This window comes from Mesorhizobium kowhaii (genome assembly GCF_042431665.1).
Classification (GTDB): Bacteria; Pseudomonadota; Alphaproteobacteria; order Rhizobiales; family Rhizobiaceae; genus Mesorhizobium; species Mesorhizobium kowhaii.
Window position 1 is genome coordinate 1 of record NZ_JBHLYT010000018.1, and the last position, 24,550, is coordinate 24,550.

The window sequence follows — 24,550 nt, forward strand, 5'->3', positions numbered from 1 at the left end:
TTCAACAAGTCCAGCCCAAGTCGCGGTGAAAAAGCCGCCTCAACCATCCGCGCCGGCTCGCTGGCGGCAAACGCGCAATCGCGCTCATGAATAAGACGGGCTAGATATTGCATGCCGTGCTGTCGCAACATCCTGAATTCGTGCCGCATGGAAAGTTGGTATACGCGCCTCGCTTCGCACCACGCCGGCGAAATCCAGATGCGGTGCCGACCGAGCACCCATGCTGGGAATGACGTTGCTCAGGCCTGCATCAGTGGCTGCATGTCCTCGAATGACATTGATGAAATCTATCAATCCGGAAGCGCTTAGGCGTCGGGCGATCTCGATACCTTCTGTTGGCTCCAGGCCGCTATCCCACTCTTCGTCGCAAACGGCCCGGACGCCGACGACGAAATCCTGACCCACCCGCTCGCGAACGGCAGACAATATCCGCATGACCAACCGCATACGGTTGTCGAGTGAGCCACCATACTCGTCTTCGCGACGGTTCGTTCTGGGTGACCAAGATTGAGCGATGATATGAGACGCACCCTCGAGTTCCAGTCCGTCCAAACCCGCTGCTTTTACCTTTTCGGCACAGTCTGCGTATGCGGTGACAATCCGCTCAATATCCCAGTCCTCCATAGCCTTCGGATATGCGCGATGAGCCGGCTCGGGTATCGGTGACGGCGCGACGACCGGCAGCCAGTCGGCCTTGTTCCAATTCGTTCGGCTGCCGAGGTGCGTGATCTGGATCATCACGGCTGCACCCTTGTCATGGACATCATCTGCCAATTCGCGCAGCCAGCGGACGCATTCGTCCTTGTAAAGCGTGATGTTGCCGAAGGCCTGAGGACTGTCAGGCGCGACGACGGAGGACCCTCCGATCATCGTCATGGCAATCCCGCCCTTGGCCTTTTCCGAATGGTACAGACGGTAGCGTTCCTTCGGGAAACCATCTTCGGTGTACGAGGGCTCGTGCGCGGTGGAGAGAAGCCGGTTGCGCAGGTGCAGGTGCTTCAGTTGAAAGGGCTGAAGCAACGGGTCGTTGGTCATGCGGAATGACTTCCATAACCGATGTTGACCTATTCCCGTAAGCGCTGAGACGGCTTAGGGTTGGGGTTCATCGTGAGGTTCTCGGATGGGGCCTGCCACGTAAAGGCTAATTCTGTTTATGGTTGTATGAGTAATCAACGTCGTTCCTCGCTCAGGCGGACACTCCCCTCGCTTCACAGCTTGATGGTGTTCGAGGCCTCTGCGCGGCATCTGAACTTCTCGAAAGCCGCGGAAGAACTTTCGATTACTCAGCCTGCCGTGAGCCACGGAATTCGGCAATTGGAAGCAAGCCTTGCTCAGTTGTTGTTCGTCAGGGAGCGACGCGCCTTAAAGCTCACATCACACGGACAGAGATTGTTCGCTTCCGTATCGGGAAGCCTCACTGCTATAGCCGACACCGTCGACGAGATTTCGGGGGCGCCTCAGCGAAATGTGGTGGTCGTCAGTACATCCACAGTAATGGCCAACGAATGGCTGCTGCCGCGACTCCCTCTACTACGCGAACATGACCCAACCTTGATAATAGATCTCCGGTGCACCGACCGCGATCCCGATCTAACGGCCGATGGCATAGATTTACACATCCGAATTGGAGATGGAAATTGGCCAGGATACGAAACGTCGCGCCTGTGGCGCGAGACCATAAACTGCATCTGCAGTCCAGAATACTTGCAACGGTATGGTCCTATCACCCTGCCTAGTGACCTTCTCGAACACAGACTCGTTCACTACGTGGACGCACACCGATATCGCCTTGGTTGGGGCGAATGGTTCAGGGCAAGCGGGATCTCCGTTCCACTAAGCCTACCCACAACCCTGAAGGTGAACGATTCACTGTTGGCTTTGAGGGCTTCGGAAAATGGTGAGGGTATCTCTTTGGGAACGAGACCGGTGATCGACCGATCGCTTGCCAGCGGTCTTACTGTCCTGGCTCATCCTAATGTTGTAACCACAGGCCGATATTTCTACTCGGTTTCCGTCTATAATTCGTCGCGTCGACGTCACATCGCCCTATTTCGTGATTGGTTGACCGAGCAAGTCCGACAGTTCGATGAGAACCAGCTGCCAACTAAGGCAGGAGATAGAATGGACTCGCAAGAGCATTGATTTTTCTACTTTTCGGCACGAAGGGCGCTTCACGTTCTGATCAGGTGCTGGCATGCGAAATGAGCCGGTAGTGCGCGGAGTTTACAACCGAGCGGCGGCTGGTTGTCCCGCTACTTATGCATGTCGCTCAAAAGTGGCCCCGGTTTTGAGACAACGACATGCATACAAACAAAGACTTAAAGCGCGTCGCATGAATCCGTTTCGACGCGACGCGCTTTTGACCTTTATGCCGGCTTGTCGTCCGGGTGGCCGAGTTCGCAGAACCAGCCGCCGAGATACTTCACCGATGGCTTTGTCGGATCGGGAACGGGTGTTTTCGCCTCGACGGCAGCACGGAATGGCTCGGCACTGTCTTGCGGGATGAACCCCAGATGGTTCGCGCCGCTGTTGTCGACCATCTTCAGCTTGTTGTCGGAGATGCCGAAGGAGATCGTGTGGCCGACACGCGGCGCGGTCAGCGAAGCCTCGACCAAGCGCACGCAGTCGGCGAAGGAAAGGTATGACCACAACATGCGGCGGTCGGCCGGTTCGGGAAAGGACGAGAAGATGCGCAGGCACGCCGTCTCGATGCCGAACTTGTCCCAGTAGAGCCGGCTCAGGCTCTCGACGAAGTTCTTCGACACGCCGTAGAGACTGTCGGGGCGCACTGGCGCGTCGACGCCGATATGGGCTTCGACTTCATGGTAGCCGATGGCATGCACTGAGGAAGCATAGATGACGCGCTTCACGCCATGCTTCCGCGCGCCTTCATAGATGTGATAGGAGCCGCGAATACTGGAATCCAGGATCGTTTGCCAGGCGCATTCAAGCGGCGCGCCGCCGAAATGCACGATCGCGTCGCAGTCCTTGGTGGCGGCAATTGTCGCCTCCATGTCGGCGAGATCGAAGATCGCCTCTTCCTCGTGCGCGGCAAGGTCGCCGAACGGCTCGCGGCCTGCTACGCGGATCGTTCCTGCCAGTGGCACCAGCCCCTTTCGCAGTTCCGAGCCGAGCCGGCCGGCGGCGCCGGTGATCAGGATGCGTTCGTAATGGGGCATGATCTACTCCACTTGCGCGACGGCGGCATTGATCCGCGCGATCGCCTCGGCAAGCACCTCCTCGCTGGTGGCGGTGGAGATGCGGAAATACGGTGAAAGCCCATAGGCAGCTCCCGGCACCGATGCCACGCGGCCTTCGTTCAGGAGATAGGTCGCCACCGCCGTATCGTCCTCCAGAACGACGCCTTTGGGTGTCTTGCGGCCGATCAGGCTGGCACAGCCGATATAGGCATAGAAGGCGCCTTCCGGCGGTGGAAGGGTCAGGCCGTTGATGCGCCTGATGCCATCGACCACCAAATTTCTGCGCGCCTCGAATGCCTTGCGGAAACGGGCCACCTCGTCCTGCGGGCCGTTCAGCGCCGCGACCGTCGCCACCTGGGCGATCGAGCAGACCGAAGTGACCGACTGACTTTGAATCGTCGCCATCGCCTTGACGAGTGGTGTCGGGCCGGCGGCGTAGCCAACACGCCAGCCGGTCATCGCATAGGCCTTGGCCACGCCGTTGACGATGAGGCTTCGGTCCTTCAGTTGCGGGCAAGCCTTGCCGAAGGATACGAATTCGCGACCATCGAAGATGATGTGCTCATAGATCTCGTCGGACAGCACCAGCACCTGCGGATGCCTGGCGAGGACCGCCCCAAGAGCCTTGAGATCGTCGGCCGAGTAGACAGCGCCGGACGGATTGCCGGGCATGTTCAGGAACAGCCATTTGGTCCTCGGCGTGATCGCTTTTTCCAAAAGCTCGGGCGTCAGCCTGAAGCCGCCGCTTTCCGGGCATTCGACCGTGACTGGCGTGCCGCCAAGCAGCTTCACCATCTCGGGATAGGACACGAAATAGGGTGCGGGCAGGATGGCCTCGTCGCCGGGTTCCAGCGTGGCCATCAGCGCGTTGAAGATGATCTGCTTTGCGCCGTTGGCCACGACGATGTCGTCGGCCGTATAGTCCAGCGCGTTCTCGCGCCTGAACTTCCCGGCCGCAGCCTCGCGCACTTCCGGCGTGCCGGCCGCGGCGGTATAGAGGGTTTGGCCCGCCTTGGCGGCCGCATAGGCCGCTTCGATGATGTGGGCAGGCGTCGGAAAATCAGGTTCTCCAAGGCCAAGGTCGATGACGTCGACGCCTTTGGCCCTCAGTGCCTTGGCGGCTTGCGAGGCCGCCATCGAAGCCGACGGCTTGACCACGGACAGGCGCGAGGAGATGTAGCTCATTTGCCGTCCTCCGTAACATACCCCCTGGATTGATCCTGCGCCTTCGCCTCGGCACTGCGTTTGGCCGGGTCGCCATAGCCGCCGCCGCCCGGCAATTCCAGTATCAACCGACGGCCGGCTGGAACGTGCTGCCATCCCTTGGGCCGCATATGAGTACCATCGTCCAGCTTGACCACGCCCGCGATGCCGGCCTTTCCACCGTTGCGTCCGTGGGCAGGGTGCTTGACGCGGTCGAACATGGCCGAGAAATCGAACTCGTGGCCTTCGGTCGCCGCGATCTCGAGAATCTGTCCAAGACCGCCGCGGAATTCGCCGTCGCCGCCGGAATTGGGGCGCAACTCCTTGCGCCAGATGACGATCGGACCGGTATGCTCCGTCGCTTCGATCGGCATTGTATGAACGCCGGAGGGGAAGGCCGTCGCCGACAGTCCGTCGAGTCCAGGGCGCGCGCCCATGCCGCCGGAGTTGAACATCAGCACTTCGGCGCGACGGCCCAAACCGCCGGCGACCGGCCGCACCGAGATATGGATGTTCCACAGCGCGCCGGCACCTTCTGAAAGGATCGTCCCGGGCAACGCCTTGGAAATCGCTCCAAGCACGAGGTCGGGAACCATGTGGCCGAAGATGTGCCGCAGCGCCACGGGCGCCGGCCGCACGGCATTCAGGATATTGACCGGCGACGACACAGTGAAAAAGGCAAGCGAGGCGGCATTGTTCGGGATGTCGGGCGCCACCACGCACTTCAGGGCGTAGCAGGCGTAGGCCTTGCTGTAGATGATCGGGCAGTTGATGCCCCACCGGCTCATCGGGTCGGTGCCGGTGAAATCGACTTCGACGCCGTCCTCGCGAACCGTAACAGCTGCCGCAAGCTTCACCGGCTTGTCGTAACCATCAGTCACCAGCTCGTTGGACCAGCTTCCCTTCGGCAGCGCCTTGATGCGTTCGGACATGGCGTCGCGGGTTCGCGAGAAGATGAAGTCGCCGAGCCCGTCCAGAGACGTCAGGCCGATCTCCTTCATCATGTCGACAAGGCGTCGATGGCCGACTTCGTTGCAGGCGGCCAGGGAATAGAAATCGCCGACGACCTGGTTCGGCTCGCGGACATTGGCACGCAGGATCCTGACGAGGTCGAGATTGACCTTGCCCTTCTCCGCGAACTTCATGATCGGGATCTGGATGCCTTCCTCGTAGACAGACTTGGCGTCGGCGCCAAAGCCGCGTCCGCCGACATCGACCACATGGGCAGTACAGGCGAAGAATGCCACGAGTTCGCCGTTCAGAAACGACGGCGATACCATGGTGATGTCGTGCAGGTGGCCGGTGCCCAGCCACGGATCGTTGGTGACGTAGGTATCTGCCTCGAACATATTGTCGCGCGGGATTTCGTTCATGAAATGCAGCACCGCCTCGGCCATGGTGTTGACATGGCCGGGTGTGCCGGTGACCGCCTGTGCCAGCATCTGGCCGCTGGGATCGAACACGCCCGCCGACAGATCGCCGGACTCGCGCACGGAGGTCGAGAAGGCCGTGCGCAGCAGGGTGAGCGCCTGCTCCTCGACCACCGAGATCAACCTGTTCCACATGACCTGCATGCGGATTTCGCCAATGTCGCTCATGCTTGGCTGCCTTTGCGGATCAGAAGGATGGCACCGTCGCTCTGGATAACGGCGTCGAAGCTTGTGGTGACGACGGTGGAGGTCTCGCGCTCGACGATGACCACCGGGCCTGCCACGCGATCGCCGGCGCAGAGCAGTTCTCGTTCGACGATGCCATAGGTCCGCGGTTCGCCGCTGGCCGGATCGAATACCGCTCGGGTCGTGGCCGGCTCATTGGTGCGGTGGCCCGTCGTCAGATCGTGCCGGGCGGCGGTGGGTCGAACATCCGTGGCCTTGACCGACCAGGTGACGATCTCGACTTCCAGCCCGTCGAGCCCTTCGATGGCGCGACCGAAGAAGCGTTGGTAGTTCGCCTCGAACAGATCCTTGAGGCTGGTGGCGGCATCGTCGCCGAACGGCGTGTCCTGCAGCGCCACGGGGATCTCCCAGCCCTGACCGGCGTAGCGCATGAAGGCGGTGATTTCGCAGACGATCGTGCCGCTGGCGCCGGTCCGCACGAAGCCCTCGGCCGAAGCCTTGAGCTCGCCAAGCAAGGCGTTGATCTCGGCAGGCTTGAATTGCGAGAGCCGCGTGAGCCTGGACGCCAGAGCCTCGTAGCCGAAGGGAGCCTTGAGGAAGCCGATCGCCGATCCGACGCCCGCGCCCTTGGGAACGATGCACCGGTCGATGCCGAGTTTTTCGCAGAGCCTTGCCGCGTGAAGCGGTGCCGCGCCGCCGAAGGCGATCATCAAATTGTCGGAAATGTTCTTTCCGTTCTCGACGGCATGGACGCGAGCGGCATTGGCCATGTTCTCGTCGACCACCTCGCAGATGCCGAAGGCCGTCGACATGGCATCGAGCGACAGGCGCTCGCCCAGGTCGCGCAGGATGGCCAGTTCGGATGCGGACGTGTCGAGCCGGATGGCGCCGCCGGCGAAATTGTCGGGATCGAGCTTGCCAAGCACCAGATCGGCGTCGGTGATCGCCGGACGCTTACCGCCGCGGCCATAGCAGGCCGGGCCCGGCTCTGATCCAGCACTTTCCGGTCCGGTCTGGATGCGGCCCATGGCGTCTACCCAGGCGATGGAGCCGCCGCCGGCGCCGATCTCGATCATCTCGATCACCGGGATGGAGATCGGCATCCCGGAGCCCTTGCAGAAGCGATAGGTGCGCGCGACCTCGAAGGTCCGGGCCGTGCGCGGCACATAGTCCTCGATCAGGCATATCTTGGCGGTCGTGCCGCCCATGTCATAGGATACGACCTTCTCCAGGCCGAAGCGCCTGGCGATGTCGGCGGCAAAGATTGCGCCGCCCGCCGGACCGGACTCGACCAGCCGCACGGGGAATTCCGAGGCGGTTTCCACCGAGATCAGGCCGCCGCCGGAATGGATCATGAAAACCGGGCATGCGGCGCCCATTTCCTTCAGGCGTATCTGCAGGCGGGCGAGATAGTCCGCCATCTGCGGTCGCACATAGGCGTTGGCACAGACCGTGTTGAAGCGCTCGAACTCACGCATCTGCGGCGATACTTCAGCGCTGACCGAAATCGGAATGTTCAGCTTCCGGGCGAGAATTTCGCGGGCTCGGAGCTCGTGAGCCGGGTTGGCGTAGGAGTGGATGAAACCGATCGCCACCGAGCCGAAACCGCCGGCCGCAATCCGTCCGGCGATATCTTCCAGCGCTGCTTCGTCGAGCGGCTGCAGTTCCTGGCCCTGGGCTCCGATCCGGCCCTTGACCGTAAAGCGGTCCTCGCGCGGGATCAGCGGCGGCGGCAGTTGGAGATTCAGATCATACTGCTCGAAGCGGTTCTCCGTGCGCATCTCGATCACGTCGCGAAAACCTTCGGTCGTGACCAGTGCGGTCTTCGCGCCACGGCGCTCGATAAGCGCGTTCGTCGCCAGCGTGGTGCCGTGGATCACGATGTCGACGTCCGCCAGCGAAATGCCGGCGTCGCGCACGACGATCTCGATGCCGTCGAGGATCGCCTGCTCGGGCGCGGCATAGTTGGTCAGGATCTTGGTCGAGAAGATCGTGCCACGCACATCGAGCGCGATATCGGTGAAGGTGCCGCCGATATCCGCGCCGAGACGGATGTCATTTGCCGTACTGGTCATACGTTGGCCTTCTGCGAAGCGAGCGCTGCTTCGCGCATCTGGGACAGGGTCTGGCGCGGCGTGAGGGCTTCCGGGGAAATATCCAGCTCCAGGACTGCGCCGGTCGTCGACGCGAGCGCCCTGCCGAAAGCGCCGGCGAAATCAACGGTCGCGCCGACCCGCTCGGCGTGGAAGCCGTAGGCCCGGGCGATGCCTACGAAATCCGGATTTTCGATCGTGGTTCCCGACACGCGCGCCGGATAGTGCCGCTCCTGATGGGCGCGGATGGTGCCGTAGATGCCATTGTTCAGGATCAGCACAATCGGCTGCGCGCCGGCCTGCATCGCCGTTCCCAGTTCCTGGCAGTTCATCTGGAAATCGCCGTCGCCTGCAAAGCAGACCACGGTGCGGCCGGGACACGCAACCTTGGCCGCGATTGCCGCCGGCAGGCCGTAGCCCATGGCGCCGGATTGCGGCGCAAGCAGCCGTGCCTTTGGGCCGAATTTGAAGAACTTGTTTGGCCAGACGGTGAAATTGCCGGCGCCATTGGTCAGGATGACGTCGTCGGGCAGCGTCTCGCGCAACCAGCGGCTGACCTCGACCATGTCGACGGGGCCAGGCTGGGCTGGCGCCGTGAACGTGCCTTCGTAGCTTTGGCGCGCCTGTGACCGCCACTCGGCCCAGTCGCCCTTCACCGGCGACAGCGCTTTGGCGAAGGCGTTCGGTCCGGCATGGATGCCGAGCGAAGGCACATAGATCTTGCCGATCTCGCGATCCGACCCGTGGACATGGATCAACTTCTGCTTCGGCTCGGGCACGGACAGCAGCGTGTAGCCGTCCGTGGTCATCTCGCCAAAGCGCACATTGATCGCCAGGATGACGTCGGCGTCGCGGATCAGTTTCTTGACATGGGGAACCATGCCGACGCCCGCCTCGCCGACGAAGACTGGCGAGCCATTGTCGAACTGATCCTGGAAGCGAAACGCCGCGACCACCGGAATGTCGGAGGATTCTGCGAAAGCCTGGAGCGCGGCGCGCCCTTGCGCCGACCAGTTGGCGCCGCCGATCAGGATGACCGGCCTGCGGGATGCGGCAAGCATCGACCGGGCCTCGGCCAGCGCATCGGCGTCGGCAGCCGCCTCGAAAACCCTGGCCGGTCCGCTGAGTGCGGCAACATCGGTCAGCGTCGTCAGCATGTCCTCCGGCAAGGCGATCACGACCGGGCCGGGCCGCCCGGTCAGCGCCGTCGTCCAGGCCCGCGCAACGATTTCCGGCAGGCGCTCGACATCGTCGATCTCCACCGCCCATTTCGCCATCGTGCCGAACACGGCGCGATAGTCGATTTCCTGAAACGCCTCGCGGCCGCGCATGTCGGTGCCGACCTGGCCGACGAACAGAAGCATCGGCGAACTGTCCTGCATGGCCGTGTGCACGCCGATGGACGCATTGGCAACGCCCGGCCCGCGCGTCACGAAACAGATGCCCGGAGAGCCCGTCAACTTGCCATAGGCCGAGGCCATGAACGCAGCACCGCCTTCATTTCGGCACAGCACATAGTCCAGCCTTCCGGCCGTGTCGTGCAGCGCATCCAGCACGGCCAGGTAGCTTTCCCCCGGCACGCCGAAGCTCTTGCTTGCACCGAGCGCCATCAGGCACTCGACAAGAAGCTGGCCCCCATTGCGCATCATCCATCCACTTCTTGTTGGCCCGGGCGAAACGCCAAGGCTGATTGCAGCCGAACCTGCACTTTGGGGCCTCGCGGCGAAATCAAGAAATCCCATTCATTGGAAAGTTTTTCTTTCTCGACGGGTTCGCGACGATGACGCCGGGGTTCATTGTGTTCAGCGGATCGAGGGCATGTTTCAGCCGGGCCATCAGGTCCCGTTCGACGGGACTGCGATTGCGGTCGGCCAATGCGATCTTTGCCCGGCCGAGGCCATGCTCAGCGGCGAAGCTGCCGTTCATCTCGGTGGCGAGCGCCGCCAGCGCCTGTGCGATCTCCGTCGCCTTGCAGTCGAAATCGGCACGACCTACCGGCGGAGACAAATTGTAGTGGATGTTGCCGTCGCCCAGATGGCCGAAGGGATTGATGCGCACGCCCGGCAGTATGCCCTGGCAGAGCGCCTGCCCCTTGTCGATGAACTCGGCGATGCGGCCGACCGGCACGGAGATGTCGTGCTTGAGCTGCTCGCCCTCCAGCCGCTGGCCCTCCGGCTGTTCTTCCCGCAGACGCCAGAAATGGGCTCGCTGCGCGTCCGACATGGCCAGCGCCCCGTCCAGGATCAGCCCTCGCTCCATCCCCCATTCCAGAGCCGACGCCAGTATTTCATCCAGCGGCACGCGCGTGGAGCTTGACGTCAGTTCCACCAGCACATGGACATCGCCCCGGCTTTCCAACGGGAAGCTCAGCCCGGGCAGATGCTTCAAGGCAAGCGAAAGTCCGAAATCGCAGAAGAATTCAAGACCGGTCAGGAATTCACCCGCCTCCCCCCGCAGATACGTGCCGAAGGCAACCGCGGCGGCGCTGTCGCCCAAGGTGATAAGCGCCGTCGCCCGCTGCCTGGGCGCTGGAGAGAGCTTCAGGACCGCACGCGTGACGACGCCCAGCGTGCCCTCCGCGCCGCAAAACAGCTTGCGCAGTTGATAGCCGGCATTGTCCTTCAGCACCGCCCGCAATCCGTTCCAGATGGAGCCGTCAGGCAGCACGACCTCCAGGCCGAGGACGAGGTCCTGCATCACGCCATGGCGCAGCGCATGGCTGCCGCCGGCATTGGTGCCGATCAGCCCGCCGATCCGCGCGCTCCCTTCGGCACCCAGATGCATGGGAAAGACCAGGCCATGCGGCGCCAGCGCATCATGCAGCGCGGACAGGATGACGCCAGCATCGACGACAACCGAGCCGCTTGCCGCATCAGGCTCGCCGATCGCCGCCATGCGCGAAAGCGACAGGATGATGCCTCCGGCTCGTTCGACGACGGCGCCGCCGCACAGCCCGGTATTGCCTCCCTGCGGCACCACGTTCATCCCTGCGTCGCAGCAGAGCGTCACAATTTCGGCGACCTGCGCCGTGCTGATCGGCCGGGCCACGCCAAGCGGCGCGATGCCGTAGCGCTTCAGCCAGTCCTGGCGATAGGGCTCGGCCTCTTCTCCCGAAAGCCAGCCTTTCGGGCCGAGCATTTGGGCCAGCGCGGCGGCAGGATCAGTCATGTCGACCCCATCAATGGTCAAGCACTTGCGACAGGAACTGGCGCGTCCGCTCGTTCCGCGGCGTGGTGAAAAAGGTTTCCGGCGGCGCCTCCTCAACGATCTCGCCGCTGTCCATGAAGATGACCCGGTCCGCCACGCGGCGCGCAAAGCCCATCTCGTGGGTCACGCAGATCATCGTCATGCCTTCGGAGGCCAGCGTAACCATGACGTCCAGCACCTCGGAGACCATTTCCGGATCGAGGGCCGAGGTCGGCTCGTCGAACAACATGATTTGCGGCTGCATGCAAAGAGCGCGCGCTATCGCAACCCGCTGCTGCTGACCACCGGACAGTTGGCCGGGATATTTCATGGCCTGCTCGGGAATGCGCACCTTTTCCAGATAGCGCCGGGCCGTTGCCTCGGCTTGCGCTCGCGGCTGCTTGCGCACGATCATGGGGGAAAGCATGCAATTCTCCAGCACCGTCATGTGCGGAAACAGGTTGAAATGCTGGAACACCATTCCGACCTCGCGCCTGATCTCGTCGATGTTGCCGACGTCGTCGTTGAGTTCGGTGCCGAGTACGGCGATCCGGCCGCCATTGTGCTGCTCGAGGCGGTTGATGCAGCGGATCATGGTGGACTTGCCGGATCCGGAGGGTCCGCAGACGACGATCCTCTCTCCCCGCTCCACGGCAAGGTTTACCCTCCGCAGCGCGTGGAAAGTACCGTAGTACTTATCGAGGTTTTCGATGCGGAGCGCCGGCCCACCGGGTTCGGTCGAATTGCCTGATATCACTTGCGCGCTTCCTTACCGTTCGCTGATCGACATGCGGCGCTCGAGAAAGGCCCCATAGCGGGACAGGCTAAAGACGAAGACGAAGTAGATGAAGGCGATGAAGGCGTAGACCTCGACATAGGCGAAGCGCCATTCGCCGGTTCCGTAAGCGGCATTGCCGGAAGCCAGTATCTCGAAGAAGCCAACGATGATCACCAGTGAGGTCTCCTTGAACGAGATGACGAACTGGTTGATGGTGGCCGGCAGCGCGTTGCGCATGGCCTGCGGCAGAAGGATGCGGCCGATGCGTTGCCAATAGCGCATGCCAAGCGCCATGGCAGCCTCCTCCTGTCCTGTCGGAACGCCCTGCATGCCGCCGCGCACGATCTCCGCCTGATAGGCGGAGAAGAACAGGGCCGAGCCCAGGATCACCCGGTACAGCTTGTCGCCCTGCAGCCATTGCGGCAGCGCGAACGGCAAAACCACTGCAAATGTAAAGAGGATCGATATCAGCGGAAGCGAGCGGACCCCGTCGATGATGAGGCCGGTGGTGCGCGAAATCCAGGGCAGCTCCGACCGGCGCAGCAAAGCCAGGCAGATCGCCAGCGGGAAGCCGACCAGGCAGGTCGTCACGAAGATGAAGAGGGTGAGCGCCAGTCCTCCCCACGCTTCCTCGCCGACATGGGCGAGGCCAAGCACGCCGCCTTTCATCAACACGTAGAAAAGGGCCGTTCCAGCGCCCCATACGAGCGCAATTCGACGGCCCGTCCAGAATGCCGGGATGCAGCTCAACACCGTCATGACCACCACGACCACACAGGCCAGGGCCGAGCGCCATTGTTCTTCATAGGGATAGAGGCCGAAGAAGATGATCCGCCATCTGGCAGCAATGACCGACCAGCAGGCTCCCGCTGCCGCCTGGCAGGCTTCCGGCCCGCCGCTGGTCGTGAAGACAGCTGAGAAAACCGCCCAGTTCAGGAGCTTCCAGGCCAGGAAGACCATGATCGTCAGGCAAGCCAGCGACAAAACTGCCTGAAGCGGCGTCGCAAAGAAGCGTCGCCTCAAATCCTCGAGCCTGCCGGGAGCGGGCGGAGCGACAACGACCATCTCCATTTCTCAACCCCTCAGTTGATTGCCCTTGAGGGCGATTGCTTTGTTGATGCGATTGAAGACGGCGGCAAGGCTTAGGTTGATGGCAAGGAAACCCGCCATCAGGATGCCGATCGCTTCGAGGGTCTGGCCGGAATGGTTGATCGTCAGCGCCACGATCATGAAGAAGTCGGTGAAGCCCACCGCGATGCCCATCGTGGTCGCCTTCATCAGCCAGACGTACTGGTTGGCGAGGATCGGCAGCATGGCGCGCAGCGCCAGCGGGAGCCGCACCAGCGTGAAGACCCGCCAGGGACTGAGGCCCAGGGAAAGCGCTGCCTCGACCTGACCCTTGCCGACAGACTTGAAGCCTCCGCGTACGATCTCCGCGATGTAGGAGCCGCCATAGATCGCGATGGCGATGGCGAGTGTGGCGAACTCCGGTGGAATGCGCAGGCCGCCTCTCAAATTGAGCCCTTGCAGTGCCGGGAAGTCCAGCAGCGGCAGATCCGGCAAACGTCCAACGGCCAGACTGATAGCCGCGCTGGCAAGTGCCGCTGCCGCGGCGGTAAATTGGATGGCGCGCCGCTGACCAATTGGTTGGCTAAGGCGCGACGTCCTGCCCAGCCAGGTCGGCAGCACGATGGCCGCGACCACAGCCAATGTGGCTGCGGCAAACGCCGCATTGCTGACATTGGGAAACGGGATGTAGAGCCCCCGGCTGGTGAGCAGAAAGCCCCAGGCTTCATGCGCGCTGCGCGGCGTCGGCAGATGCGTGATGATCGCGTACCAGAAGAAGACCTGGAGGATCAGTGGGATGTTTCGGAAGATGTCCACATAGGTGCGGCCGAGCAGCCGCGCCAAGTCGTTCGAGGACGTCCGCGCCAGACCCACGATCGTTCCGACGATCGTCGCCAGCATCAGGCCGACGCTGCCCAGAAACAGCGTGTTGATGATGCCGATGAGGAAGTACCACCAATAGGGATCGTTGGCCGTGGCGGGCAGCAGCGAGAAATTGACATCCCAACCCGTCGACTTGAACAGGAAGTCGAATCCGGAGGTGATCCCTTGCGCGGCCAGGTTCCGGCGAGCGATCACGATACCGGCAAGCACCAGCGCGGCGATCGAGCCGACAAACAGGACCTGCAACACCGCGTTGCGGACCTTTTGATTTCTCAGCAGGCTGACCATCCCAAGATCCTTCCCGAATTGTCGCCGGCCCCGCCCGGCAGAAGCCGGGCGGGGCTTGGAGCGGGATGCGTTAAGAACGGATCAGTCGATCACCAGCGGGAACAGGACACCGCCATTGTTCCACAGGTTGGTCAGTTCGCGGTCCATCTTGTAGGGCGAGTCCTTGCCGAGATCGCGATCGAAGATTTCGCCGTAATTGCCGACGTTCTTGATCACCTTGTAGGCCCAGTCGTCATCGAGACCGAGACCCTTGCCCATGCCTGGCGTGACGCCGAGGAATTTGGCGACTTGCGGCGAAGTCGGCTTGGCCTTGATCTCGTCGACGTTCTTGGACGTGATGCCTTCCTGCTCGGCGAAGATCAGGGTGCTGAGCGTCCAGTTGGCGATGTCGACCCAATTGTCGTCGCCTTGCCGCATGATCATGACTTCAGGCTCGACGGCGAGCACGTCAGGCAGGATGACATGGTCTTCGACCTTGCCCTTGGCGATGCGCGCAATGGCCAGAGTCGGCCCCCACTGCGCATAGAGATCGCAGCGCCCTGAGAAATAGGCTTGCTCCAGCTCCTCCGTCTTTTCAATCAGCACGGGCTCGAGCTTAATGCCAAGCTTGGCCGTATAGGCCGCGACCTGCTGTTCCTGCGACGTCCCGGCGGGAATGCAGATCGTGCCGCCGGCGGCGTCCTTGAGCGACTTGAGATTGAGCTCCTTGTGCGCCATCACCTTGGTCGTGCCGAGGTAATAGGAGGTGGAGAATTGCAACCCGAGCTCAGTGTCGCGGCTGAGCGTGCCGCCTGATGCCTTGATGATGATGTCGACATCGCCCGACTGAAGAGATGGCCAGCGCTGGGCCCAGCTGATTGGCACGATCTTCAGCTTTGCCGGATCGCCGAAGACGGCCGTGGCCACCGCCCGGCAGAGGTCGATGTCCATGCCCTTCCAGTTGCCCTTGTCGTCGACTTCGGCGAAGCCGAGATAGGATCCGTCATGGCCGGTGCAATTGAGCACGCCGCGAGCCTTGACGGTCTCCAGCGTCTTGCCGCCCGCCGCTTCGGCCGTCGCCGAGAAATGCACGAGGCCAAGGGCCATGGCAGCGGCCCCCCATTTCATCATTTTCATGTTCCGTCTCCACTGTTGAGGTTGTTTGGTTTCTTGTTTTTGGAGGTCCGAAACGTTTCTTTCGGAACTCGGTCTCAAAGCCGCTCCTAGTCGGAAAGCGGGGCCGGTTTCGGCAGGGAGGAAATCTTCAGATCGCTTCCCCAGTCCTGCTGGGCGAGCCATCGATGAAGGGCGGCGACCGCCTTCACGCGCAGGTGCCCCCGCGGGACGATCAGGTAGAATCCAGGGACCTCCTCCGGCCGCATATCAGCAAGGGCGTCGCGGCCAACTGGCGCGACCAGCGCGCCCGACCTCAGGTCTTCCTCGGCGTCGATGACGGAAACGAGACCGACGCCGATGCCTTGCAAGGTTGCACGGCGCATGGTTGCCGCATCGTCGAAGCTGATGCTTCGGTTGCCATCCGTCTGCTCGACGGCAAGATGCCGTAAAATGTCTGGCCAAAGTCGCTTCGACTTGACGGTGTCCAGCAACGTGAACAGTGTCAGGTCCTGCGCCGACTTGATCTTCTCGCCGATGGCCGGAGTGCAGCAAATGACCTTCGGATCCGGCACCAGCAGCGTGGTCTCGTAGTCCGGCCAATTGCCGTAGCCCCACTGGACGGTCATATCGATGTCGTCGCGTCCGAAATCGGGCAGGTCGACCATCGTCGTCAGGCGCAGATCGGCGCCCGGCAATATCTCCCGGAATAGGGATAGCCGCGGCAGCAGATAGTGGGTCGCGAAGTAAGGGCTCGCATTCAGGTTGATGCGGTCCCGGTAGTTCGACTTGGTGACGCGGCGAACGCCTTCCGAGAACTCGTCAAATCCGGCTTTGACATAATGCGAGAGAAGGATGGCCGACTCTGTCAATTCGACCGACCGGCCCTTGCGCTCGAACAGCGTCACCTGAAGCGTATCCTCCAGAAGCTTGATCTGCTGTCCGACGGCCTGCGGCGTGACCAGCAATTCATCTGCCGCCTGCCGAAAGCTCTTGTGTTGCGCGACGGCGTGGAAAACGCGAAGCGCATTGAGCGACGGAAGGCGCAGCTTGCCGGTCATTGTAAATTTCGCTCCTTCTCGCTTGAGGTTCGGTTGATCGTGCACCGCTGCAATTCAGTCGCCGTCGGCGCCAGAAACAGCTCAGGCATATATGTAACAACCTGAAACTATTATGTTTTCTCCGGTCATGTAGGTGTTCTTCGGGCCACCGGTCATGAGCACCCACTCGGCAATCTCGGTGGGTTCGGCGCCACGCCCGAGCGGGCTCGCCTTGGCCAGTTCCTCGAGGAAGCCGAGGGCTTTTGCCTTCTCCGTGGCCATGCCGGCCGGGGCTACCGAATTCACCAGGATCCCGTGCTTTGCCACGTCATGAGCGAAGGAGCGGGTAAGGCTGACCACCGCGGCCTTCGTTGCCGCATAGTGGGCGTTCTGCGGATGCGCCTTGAACGCGTCGACTGAAGTCAGGTTTACGATGCGGCCGCGGACATGGCTCTTCGGCTCCTGCGATTGCATGTGGCGAACGGCAGCCACCATCATGTGGTAGGTGCCTTTGATGTTGATGCCATTGGAGGCATCCCAATCGGCGTCGGAAATCTCGAGGATCGGGCGGCGCGGGTAGATTGCGGCGCAATTGATCAATGTGTCGATGCGCCCGAGCTTGGCAACGATGGCGTCGAAGGCGGCGTGGCACTGAGCGCCGACCTGAATGTCGCACGCAGCGGCCGCAGTCGGCAGGCCCTTGGCCTTTGCCGGTGCGAGCGCGGATTCGGCAGCTTCCTGGTTGATGTCGATGATGCCGATCTTTGCCGCCCCGGCCTCGACAGCCATTCGGGCCAGAAGGGCACCGAGGCCGGCGCCGCCACCGACGATCAGAACGGAAAGATCCTTCATTCCAGTTTTCCTTACTTGGTGCCGCTCGGCGAGGTCGGCCAGGTCGGCATGATGTCGAAACGGGTAACGTCGGCCCATGTGGGCAGGGTGAGTACCGCGACGACCATCCTGGCCACGTCATCAGGCTGCACCACCTTGCCGGCGTACATGGCCGCGCGCGCCTCGGCGTCTAGGATGTCGTTGTAGAGCTGCGTCTCGACACGGCCGGCGACGATCTCGGTGACGCGTATGCCTGATGGGGAAAGGTCAGCGCGAAGCGCGGCGGCAAAGCCCGATATCGCCGCCTTGGTGGCCGAATAGACGGCAATGTTGGAATACGCAGCGTGGCCCGCGGTGGAGCCGGTGAACAACACGTGGCCAGACTGCCGTTCGCGCATCCGCGGGACAACGAGGCGGGTGAGCAGGATTGCCGCGCTGAGGTTTACCTCCAGCGTGGTGTCGATATCGGCGATCGTCATATCGGCAAAATTGCCCAGCGGCGGCATGATCCCGGCATTGTTGATCAGCACGTCGATGGTCAGATCCGCCAGAACCGATTCCAGCGCCTCGCGGTCGGTGATGTCGACGGCGATCGGCACGATGCTGGCCCGCTCGGCCTGCAGCTCCTTGAGCGCCGCCGGGCTGCGCCCGACCGCATAGACGTCATAGCCAGCGTCGCTCAATGCGATCGCTATGGCCCGCCCTATGCCACTCGTAGCTCCGGTGATGAAGGCTGTCGTCACGTGGGCTTTTCCCGTTTGCCTGGTTTTCAGTGTGCGGCCTGGACCGATGCCGCGAAACCAAGAAAACCAGCAAAAAGGAAAGATTAACTTTCGAAAGATCGCCTTGCCTCCGAAATCTCTCGCGGGGTTTGTACGGTCGCGGAGGCCGCAAACTCAAGGAAACAGCGAGAAGGTGGTGCCATCTGCCCACTGGAAACGATCCCTGCTGGCCGGCGGAGCAAAAACATGGCTTTCGCAATGCGTGGCTAATTTGGTTCCGGGCGAACGGCTATATGATCGAAGTCGCCAGGCCCTATCCGCCGGTCGGGACGGGCCTTTTCAGATCGGTGAAGAGGGAGGCCGCGGCGGCCTTCTGTTCCGCATCGGTTGCCTCGACACCCGAAGCCCGTGCTAAGGCGCGCACGCGGCCGAGGCTGTTGTGCAGGTGCTTGCGCATGGCCTGCCGCGCGGCGCGGCCGTCCTGCCTTTCGATGGCGTCGACGATGGTTTTGTGCTCGTTGTGAATGCGTGCGTAGTAGCTGTCCTTGAGTGCGGGCGTAACCACGTAGCCCAGTTGAAAGCGTGGAACGATCATCGGCCTGAGGTAACTCAGGAAACCATGGATGAATTCATTGCGTGCCGCCTTGGCGATCGCCAGGTGGAAGTCGTAGTCGTAGTGTATCTGGACCATAGCGGGATCCGCCTGCTGAGCGTCGACCTGTTCCATCAGGGCACGGATAGCACTCGCCTCCGCGTCGTTTCGCCGTTCGGCGCAGAGCCCGGCGGACTCCACCTCGACGCTCAGTCTGAGTTCGAGCAAGGCGATGGTTTCCGGCAAGGTTCTGAGCGCCTCGTCGGGTATCGAGAAATTGCGTGGCGCCGGCGTTTCGCTGACGAACATGCCGCGTCCCTGCTGCGGCACCACCAGGCCTTCGGAGCGCAGCCGCGCCACCGCTTCCCGCACCACCGTGCGGCTGACGTCGTATTCGGCGCAAAGCTCCGCCTCGGTCGGCAATTGCGCACCGGGCAGCAGCGATCCTGAACGGATCTTTTCAGACAGGCTCTCCGCCACGACGGTGGACAGCGGCTTGCGCTTCGTCATCAGTCTCCCTCTCGCCAGATTCGGGATGATGCCCGAACCGACAGGACCATTCAAACCGCCGCGGTGACGATCAACTCGACCAGCATTCCGGGCTTGGCCATGCGTCCTTCACCGGAAGAGCGCGCCGGTGCATGCTCCTTCGGCATCCAGGCGTCCCAGACCGTGTTGACCTCGTCGAAATCCCTGACGTCGTCCAGCCACATCTGGACGTGGAGGATGCGGGTCTTGTCCGTACCAGCCTTGGCAAGGAGCCCGTCGACCTTGCCGAGCACCTCGCGCATCTGGTCGGCCGCGGACTGGCCGGGTCTGGCGACCTGGCCGGTGAGGTACAGCGTGCCGTCGTGGATGACGCCGTGGTGGATGCGGGTGTCGAAGTCGAAGCGCCTGATATCACTCACTGGATTTTCCTTGTCAGATTGCCGGCGTCTGCCGGATGGGGTTGCCCTGCAGGTACTGCGCGTAAGGGGCCTGAACGAGCCAGCCGGCATCGACGGGCAGGGTCACGCCGGTTATCGACGCGGCACGCTCCGAGCAGAGGAACAAGGCCGCCTCGGCAACGTCGCGCGGCTCGACGAAGCGGCGCAGCGCCGTGGTCGCCTGTATGGCTTCAGGGTTGCGCTCGCCCTTGGCGATCCTGGCCTTCAGCCCATCGGAAAGCGTGTAGCCGGGCGCCACCGCATTGACGCGCACCCCGTGCGGGCCGAGTTCGGCTGCAAGGATCTGGGTCAGCGCTAGAACGGCATGCTTTCCAGGAGTGTAGGCGGGCAGCGACAGCGGCGCGAAAGAGGCAAGCGAGCCGACATTCAGGATGGCGCCGCGACCGGCAGCCGACATCAGCCGGCCGAAGACCTGGCAACCCAGCAGGGTGCCGCGATAATTCACCCTCCACATCCTCTCATCTTCGTCCAGGTCCTGGTCGAGCACGTGCTTGCCGCTCTGCAGGATACCGGCACAATTGACGACGACATGCGGCGTGCCGAACGCATCGCTGACGGCCTGCGCCAGCGCTTCCACCGAGTGGGCATCGGCAACATCAGTCTGGGCAAACAGAGCGCGCGGCGCGCCCGCCGCGCCGCAGGCGTCGACCGCCTGATTGCCTCGTGCCGCATCCCTGCCGGCGACGACCACATGGTAGCCGTCCTCGGCGAAGCGCAGCGCTATCGCGCGTCCGATACCGGAAGTGCCGCCGATGACGACGGCCGTCAATGTCTCAGCCATTGCCGCCGTCCTTCTGCTCGATGTCGAAGAAAGCGGACATTGCTTCGACCTGGAAATCCATCATCGGGCGCCCCGGCTGGATGCGGCAGCCGATCTCCTTCGCTGCCCTGAGCAGCGCCGTCTCGGCCGGGTCCATGATGATGTCGACGACCGTCATGTCCGGTGTCAGCTTGGTCACATCCATAGGCAGCGGATCGTTGGCCTTCAGCCCGGAAGGCGTCGCGTTGATCGCCATGTCCATGCCAGACGGATCGGGTTGGCCGACCTCGATACGGCATTTTGGAAACGCCTTGCTGACGAGCGAAGCGAGCTTCTCCGCGCGGCCACTGTCGATGTCGGCCAAGCGGATCTCCGCAGCGCCCTCTTCGGCCAGACAGTAGGTCAGCGACGCGCCGGCGCCGCCGGCGCCGACCTGGAGGATGCGGCGGCCGGCAATCAGATGCCCGCCCGCCTTGAGCCCTTCGATGAAGCCGACGCCGTCGAAATTGTCGGCGTACCAGCTTCCATCCGGCAGCCGGCGGACCGAATTGGCGCTTTGGACTCGTGCGGCGCGGTCGTGGGCGGCGGAACACTTGTGGTAGACCGCGATCTTGTAGGGCACGAGATGATCACGCCGCGGATGTTCTCGGCCGCCGTGATGCCGGCCCAGAAGGTTTCGAAATCCTCCGGCCGGCAGCTCAGCGGTACCATGAGGCTGTCGAGGCCCTTCTGCTCGAAGATCTCGTTGAATATGCCGGGGCTCTTGGCATGTGCCACTGGATGGGCCAGCATCACGAAGATGTCGGCCTTGCCGGTTCCGCGCATCGGTTCACTCCTTTTCTTTTGACTGTTCATGATCGCTCAGGATTTTGGGCGCCCGGACGTATCTTGCAGCGAATTAATGTCATATGATATAGGACATCATACAAATTTCAATGAACCGTCTTTCACGGGAGACCGATCGCAAAAATGCAGGAGCGCCGCAACACATTGAAGGCCGCCATGGCGGCAGGCCGGGCTCACATCGGCATCTGGTGCTCGCTAGCCTCGGCCCTGACCACCGAGATCGTCGCGGGCTCCGGCGCCGGCTGGGTGCTGATCGACGGCGAGCACAGCCCCAACCATCTGCGCAGCATCATGGCGCAGCTGCAGGTCATGGGCGGCTTCGATAGCGAGGCGGTGGTGCGGCTGCCGTCCGACGACGCCAATTTGATCAAGCAGGCGCTGGACATCGGCGCACGCAGCCTGATGATCCCCAATGTGCGGACGGCGGAGCAGGCGCGCACCATCGTCGCCGCGATGACCTATGCCCCGGGCGGCGTCCGCGGCTTCTCCGTCGGCCATCGCGCCAACGCATTCGGCCGCATCACCGGCTATCATGCCAATGCGCGCGCCCAGCAGTTGCTTGCCGTGCAGATCGAGGACGAGACCGGCGTCGCCAATGCCGCCGAAATTGCCGCGGTTGACGGCGTCGACGTCCTCTTTGTCGGTCCTGGGGACCTGTCCACCAACATGGGTGCGATGGGCAACCCCGGCGCGGCGCATGTGCAAGAGGCAATTTCGTCCGTACGCAAGGCCGCAACGTCGGCAGGCAAGGCAAGCGGCATTCTGGCGCCAGTCAAGGCAGACGCCGACCGCTATCTCGCCGACGGCTTCACCATGGTTGCCGTCGGTTCCGACCTCGGCCTGCTGGCGCGGGGTTCGGATGCCCTGGTCGCTTCGTTCAACCAATAGACCGGAGACAGACTGTGGCAATCCCTCCTTACAAGGCGCCGTCGCGCACGAGCTATGACATCGTCATCGTCGGCGGCGCGGTCATCGGTTCGTCGACGGCCTATTGGCTGAGCCAGGCGCAGGGCAGCGGCGCCTCGATCCTCGTGGTCGAACGCGACAGCAGCTACGAGTTCTCGTCGACGGCGCTCTCCACCAGCGCCATCCGCCAGCAATATTCCAATCCGATCAATGTGAAGATCAGCCAGTTCGGCATCGAGATCATTCGGACCTTCCAGGAGCGGATGGCACCCTTCTACAAGGACGAACCGGCGCCCGACCTCGGCTTTCGCGAGCATGGCTATCTCTACTGCTGCTCACCCGATGGCGTGGAGGCGGCGCGTGAGCGCGTCGATCTGCAGCGTAGCCTTGGCGCCCACACGGTCTTCCTCGAGCCAGGTCCGCTGAAGGAGCGCTTTCCCTGGTTGAATGTCGAGGATCTCGGCGGCGGTTCCTGGGGGGCGCGGGAAGAGGGTTGGTTCGATTCCATGGGCATGATGAACGGGTTCCGCCGGGCCGCCCGCGCCAGCGGTGTCGAGTATATCGACAATGCCTCGACGGGACTGGATGTTGCCGATGGGCGGGTCATCTCGGTGCGCCTCGCGACCGGCCAGACGATCGGCTGTGGAACACTGGTCAACGCCGCAGGCCCGCGCGCGCAACAGGTCGCCGCCATGGCCGGCCTGTCGATCCCCGTCGCGCCCTACAAGCGCTACAGCTTCGTCTTCGCCAGCGCCAACCCTATCCCCGGCCGGATGCCCAATGTCATCGACCTGTCCGGTACGTTCGTGCGTCCCGAAGGGGAGCTTTTCCTCACAGGCAACACGCCGCAAGGCGACGGACCGGCCGACTACGACGACTTCGAGATGCACCATGAAGAGTTCGACGACTACATCTGGCCGGCGCTCTGGCACCGCATTCCAGCCTTCGACGCATTGAAGGTTCAGACGAGTTGGACCGGCCATTACGAGTACAACATGCTCGACCACAACGGCATCGTCGGTTTCCACCCGGAGGTGACCAACTTCATGTTCGCCAACGGGTTCTCCGGGCACGGCCTGCAACAGTCACCGGCCGTAGGCCGGGCAGTATCGGAGCTGATTATCCACGGGGCTTTTCAGACGCTCGACCTGTCGCCATTCAGCTACGAACGCATAGAGCGCGATGAACCGTTCCTGGAAGAAGCAGTGATCTGACCAAGTTCCATCCATTCTCGACTTGCTTGGATTGCGCCGTGTGAAGCGCCAAGAGCATTCATGATTTGCCTAAAAATGACTAATCGTCCAAAGGCCGAGGGCAATGCGAACCACTTGCAGAATGTGGTTCGCAGTCGGGCAGGTGACGGTCGTAAGAACAGGCGCTGACACAGTCGACTGCCCCTCATTGCTGCACTTGCCGTAGCGCTCGGGAACTGTTCGATGGCTCTCTGGAGGTGATCGAGGGCCTTCGATTTCCGGCAGAAGAAGAACCGCAACCGTCACGGCGGCCGCGAGATGTTTATCCCCATCGTCGACAAGCTGGCGCAAGCGTTGGCGCCGCTCGATCGTTCGAAAGGCGGGACTGTGCTGAAGAATGCCTATGGGCGTCTATTCGCGGAAAAGAGCCTCACCGGCATGATGGCACATTGGAACAAGCAGGCCGGCATTCCGGAGGGCTACACTCTGCACGGGCTACGCCGTACTTCGGCACATATCTCGCCGAATGCAACGTCCAAGCGCGCGCCATCATGGAGGCGATGGGGCATTCTTCCGTGACGGTCACGGACGAATATGTCCGAGAGGCCAACAAGAAGCGAATGGCTGTCGACATAGCCCGCGCCATCAACGAACGTGCGATGAAGCAGCGAGCGGCACTGCGCGTCGTCAAGTAAGTGAAATCAACCGACCATGCGCAGGGCGGCATATCGGCCGCCCTTTCCTTTGGGCCCACAATGGGCCCAAAACGTTTTGGGCCGAGGCATATTTTTATCAATAAAATCAATAGTTATGGCGGGTCCGGAGGGACGTCGTCTTTTCAACAAAAACAATCGGTTAGCGGGTGGTTCGCCCAGCCATATCCTTCGTATGTTCTCGTATTCGGTGGCGAACGCAGCGGTGATGACTCCGAATAAATGCCCGTCCGGCGTCACTTTGCCGAGGCAACATTAACGGCAGACCAACTTCGGGGACACGCAATCACTGATACCGACATTCGGCGATCGCGGCGATTTGACGGAATTTTGCCGCATCTCGTCGCCTGCACTTTTCAGCACACGGCGACGGATGTCGACACTCCTCGCCATCTGCTTCATTCCGCCGCTCGGAGCGGCCACAGGATTATTCGCCTTGCCAACGTCGATGCGCTGACCCCACTGAGATCGCGCGCTGGCTCAGCGGCAACTCTTTTCTACCGGTCCATCGGCCGCCCTCGCGAGTCAGGAAAATTGCGCATTTACATTCCAATTGATTTTTGGATACTAATTGGCATCTGAGTGATTTTTCAC

General features: G+C 62.3%; 21 protein-coding genes and 2 pseudogenes. 4 read left to right on the top strand and 19 right to left on the bottom strand.

All coding sequences use genetic code 11. The features are described from left to right. Window positions 1-99: 99 nt before the first annotated feature. A pseudogene (locus ACFFNA_RS14380) lies at window positions 100-1,035 on the bottom strand (oxidoreductase); the annotation flags it as partial. Between the two features lie 183 nt (window positions 1,036-1,218). Between ACFFNA_RS14380 and ACFFNA_RS14385 the strand changes: the two are divergent. Continuing rightward, window positions 1,219-2,142: a LysR substrate-binding domain-containing protein gene (locus tag ACFFNA_RS14385; RefSeq protein ID WP_378919335.1), complete on the top strand. Its 924-nt coding sequence runs from the start codon at window positions 1,219-1,221 to the stop codon at window positions 2,140-2,142. Window positions 2,143-2,366: 224 nt separating this feature from the next. On the opposite strand, the gene ACFFNA_RS14390 is transcribed toward ACFFNA_RS14385, so the two are convergent. The 18 genes and pseudogenes from ACFFNA_RS14390 to ACFFNA_RS14475 form a co-directional block, all read right to left on the bottom strand. Further along, window positions 2,367-3,179 carry an NAD-dependent epimerase/dehydratase family protein gene (locus ACFFNA_RS14390; RefSeq protein ID WP_378919184.1) on the bottom strand — a complete coding sequence of 271 codons (813 nt, stop codon included), beginning with the start codon at window positions 3,177-3,179 and terminating at the stop codon, window positions 2,367-2,369. Between the two features lie 3 nt (window positions 3,180-3,182). Next, a complete protein-coding gene (locus ACFFNA_RS14395; protein ID WP_378919186.1) occupies window positions 3,183-4,385 on the bottom strand; it encodes a pyridoxal phosphate-dependent aminotransferase in 1,203 nt (400 codons plus the stop codon). Continuing rightward, window positions 4,382-6,001 (bottom strand): hydantoinase B/oxoprolinase family protein, encoded by a 1,620-nt coding sequence (locus tag ACFFNA_RS14400; protein WP_378919188.1) that lies wholly within the window; start codon window positions 5,999-6,001, stop codon window positions 4,382-4,384. Before ACFFNA_RS14400 ends, ACFFNA_RS14395 begins: the two co-directional genes overlap by 4 nt. Continuing rightward, a complete protein-coding gene (locus ACFFNA_RS14405) occupies window positions 5,998-8,094 on the bottom strand; it encodes a hydantoinase/oxoprolinase family protein (protein ID WP_378919190.1) in 2,097 nt (698 codons plus the stop codon). The genes ACFFNA_RS14400 and ACFFNA_RS14405 overlap by 4 nt, the downstream gene beginning before the upstream one ends. After that, window positions 8,091-9,761, bottom strand: coding sequence for a thiamine pyrophosphate-binding protein (locus tag ACFFNA_RS14410; protein ID WP_378919192.1), 1,671 nt, complete (start codon window positions 9,759-9,761; stop codon window positions 8,091-8,093). Before ACFFNA_RS14410 ends, ACFFNA_RS14405 begins: the two co-directional genes overlap by 4 nt. A gap of 79 nt (window positions 9,762-9,840) precedes the next feature. Further along, the gene (locus ACFFNA_RS14415) at window positions 9,841-11,280 is read right to left on the bottom strand and encodes an FAD-binding oxidoreductase (RefSeq protein WP_378919194.1); all 1,440 of its coding nucleotides are present in this window, start codon (window positions 11,278-11,280) and stop codon (window positions 9,841-9,843) included. Window positions 11,281-11,290: 10 nt separating this feature from the next. Continuing rightward, window positions 11,291-12,055 carry an amino acid ABC transporter ATP-binding protein gene (locus ACFFNA_RS14420; RefSeq protein ID WP_111543095.1) on the bottom strand — a complete coding sequence of 255 codons (765 nt, stop codon included), beginning with the start codon at window positions 12,053-12,055 and terminating at the stop codon, window positions 11,291-11,293. A gap of 12 nt (window positions 12,056-12,067) precedes the next feature. Then, a complete protein-coding gene (locus ACFFNA_RS14425) occupies window positions 12,068-13,147 on the bottom strand; it encodes an amino acid ABC transporter permease (protein ID WP_378919196.1) in 1,080 nt (359 codons plus the stop codon). Between the two features lie 3 nt (window positions 13,148-13,150). Further along, on the bottom strand, window positions 13,151-14,314 hold the full coding sequence (locus ACFFNA_RS14430) for an ABC transporter permease subunit (RefSeq protein WP_378919198.1): 1,164 nt from the start codon (window positions 14,312-14,314) through the stop codon (window positions 13,151-13,153). 81 nt (window positions 14,315-14,395) lie between these two features. After that, on the bottom strand, window positions 14,396-15,430 hold the full coding sequence (locus tag ACFFNA_RS14435; RefSeq protein WP_378919200.1) for an amino acid ABC transporter substrate-binding protein: 1,035 nt from the start codon (window positions 15,428-15,430) through the stop codon (window positions 14,396-14,398). Between the two features lie 86 nt (window positions 15,431-15,516). Beyond that, window positions 15,517-16,467: a LysR substrate-binding domain-containing protein gene (locus ACFFNA_RS14440; RefSeq protein ID WP_378919202.1), complete on the bottom strand. Its 951-nt coding sequence runs from the start codon at window positions 16,465-16,467 to the stop codon at window positions 15,517-15,519. A gap of 81 nt (window positions 16,468-16,548) precedes the next feature. Next, window positions 16,549-17,298 carry an SDR family NAD(P)-dependent oxidoreductase gene (locus ACFFNA_RS14445; protein WP_378919204.1) on the bottom strand — a complete coding sequence of 250 codons (750 nt, stop codon included), beginning with the start codon at window positions 17,296-17,298 and terminating at the stop codon, window positions 16,549-16,551. Between the two features lie 11 nt (window positions 17,299-17,309). Further along, window positions 17,310-18,020: an SDR family oxidoreductase gene (locus ACFFNA_RS14450; RefSeq protein ID WP_378919206.1), complete on the bottom strand. Its 711-nt coding sequence runs from the start codon at window positions 18,018-18,020 to the stop codon at window positions 17,310-17,312. 292 nt (window positions 18,021-18,312) lie between these two features. Beyond that, window positions 18,313-19,101 (bottom strand): FadR/GntR family transcriptional regulator, encoded by a 789-nt coding sequence (locus tag ACFFNA_RS14455; RefSeq protein ID WP_378919208.1) that lies wholly within the window; start codon window positions 19,099-19,101, stop codon window positions 18,313-18,315. 50 nt (window positions 19,102-19,151) lie between these two features. Then, entirely contained in the window at window positions 19,152-19,499 is a 348-nt protein-coding gene (locus ACFFNA_RS14460; protein WP_378919210.1) for a RidA family protein, read from the bottom strand. A 13-nt stretch (window positions 19,500-19,512) separates the two neighbouring features. Beyond that, window positions 19,513-20,319, bottom strand: a complete 807-nt coding sequence (locus tag ACFFNA_RS14465) for an SDR family NAD(P)-dependent oxidoreductase (RefSeq protein ID WP_378919212.1) — start codon at window positions 20,317-20,319, stop codon at window positions 19,513-19,515. Continuing rightward, a complete protein-coding gene (locus ACFFNA_RS14470) occupies window positions 20,312-20,920 on the bottom strand; it encodes a shikimate dehydrogenase family protein (protein WP_378919214.1) in 609 nt (202 codons plus the stop codon). The genes ACFFNA_RS14465 and ACFFNA_RS14470 overlap by 8 nt, the downstream gene beginning before the upstream one ends. Window positions 20,921-20,961: 41 nt before the next feature. Continuing rightward, window positions 20,962-21,153 (bottom strand): annotated as a pseudogene (locus ACFFNA_RS14475) (shikimate dehydrogenase family protein); the annotation flags it as partial. 114 nt (window positions 21,154-21,267) lie between these two features. Between ACFFNA_RS14475 and ACFFNA_RS14480 the strand changes: the two are divergent. The 3 genes from ACFFNA_RS14480 to ACFFNA_RS14490 all read left to right on the top strand — a co-directional run bounded on the left by ACFFNA_RS14480 (window position 21,268) and on the right by ACFFNA_RS14490 (window position 23,822). Continuing rightward, window positions 21,268-22,032, top strand: coding sequence for an HpcH/HpaI aldolase family protein (locus ACFFNA_RS14480; protein ID WP_111543084.1), 765 nt, complete (start codon window positions 21,268-21,270; stop codon window positions 22,030-22,032). A gap of 14 nt (window positions 22,033-22,046) precedes the next feature. Continuing rightward, the gene (locus tag ACFFNA_RS14485) at window positions 22,047-23,264 is read left to right on the top strand and encodes an NAD(P)/FAD-dependent oxidoreductase (protein WP_378919216.1); all 1,218 of its coding nucleotides are present in this window, start codon (window positions 22,047-22,049) and stop codon (window positions 23,262-23,264) included. A gap of 297 nt (window positions 23,265-23,561) precedes the next feature. Further along, window positions 23,562-23,822: a hypothetical protein gene (locus tag ACFFNA_RS14490; protein WP_378919217.1), complete on the top strand. Its 261-nt coding sequence runs from the start codon at window positions 23,562-23,564 to the stop codon at window positions 23,820-23,822. Window positions 23,823-24,550: the final 728 nt, after the last annotated feature.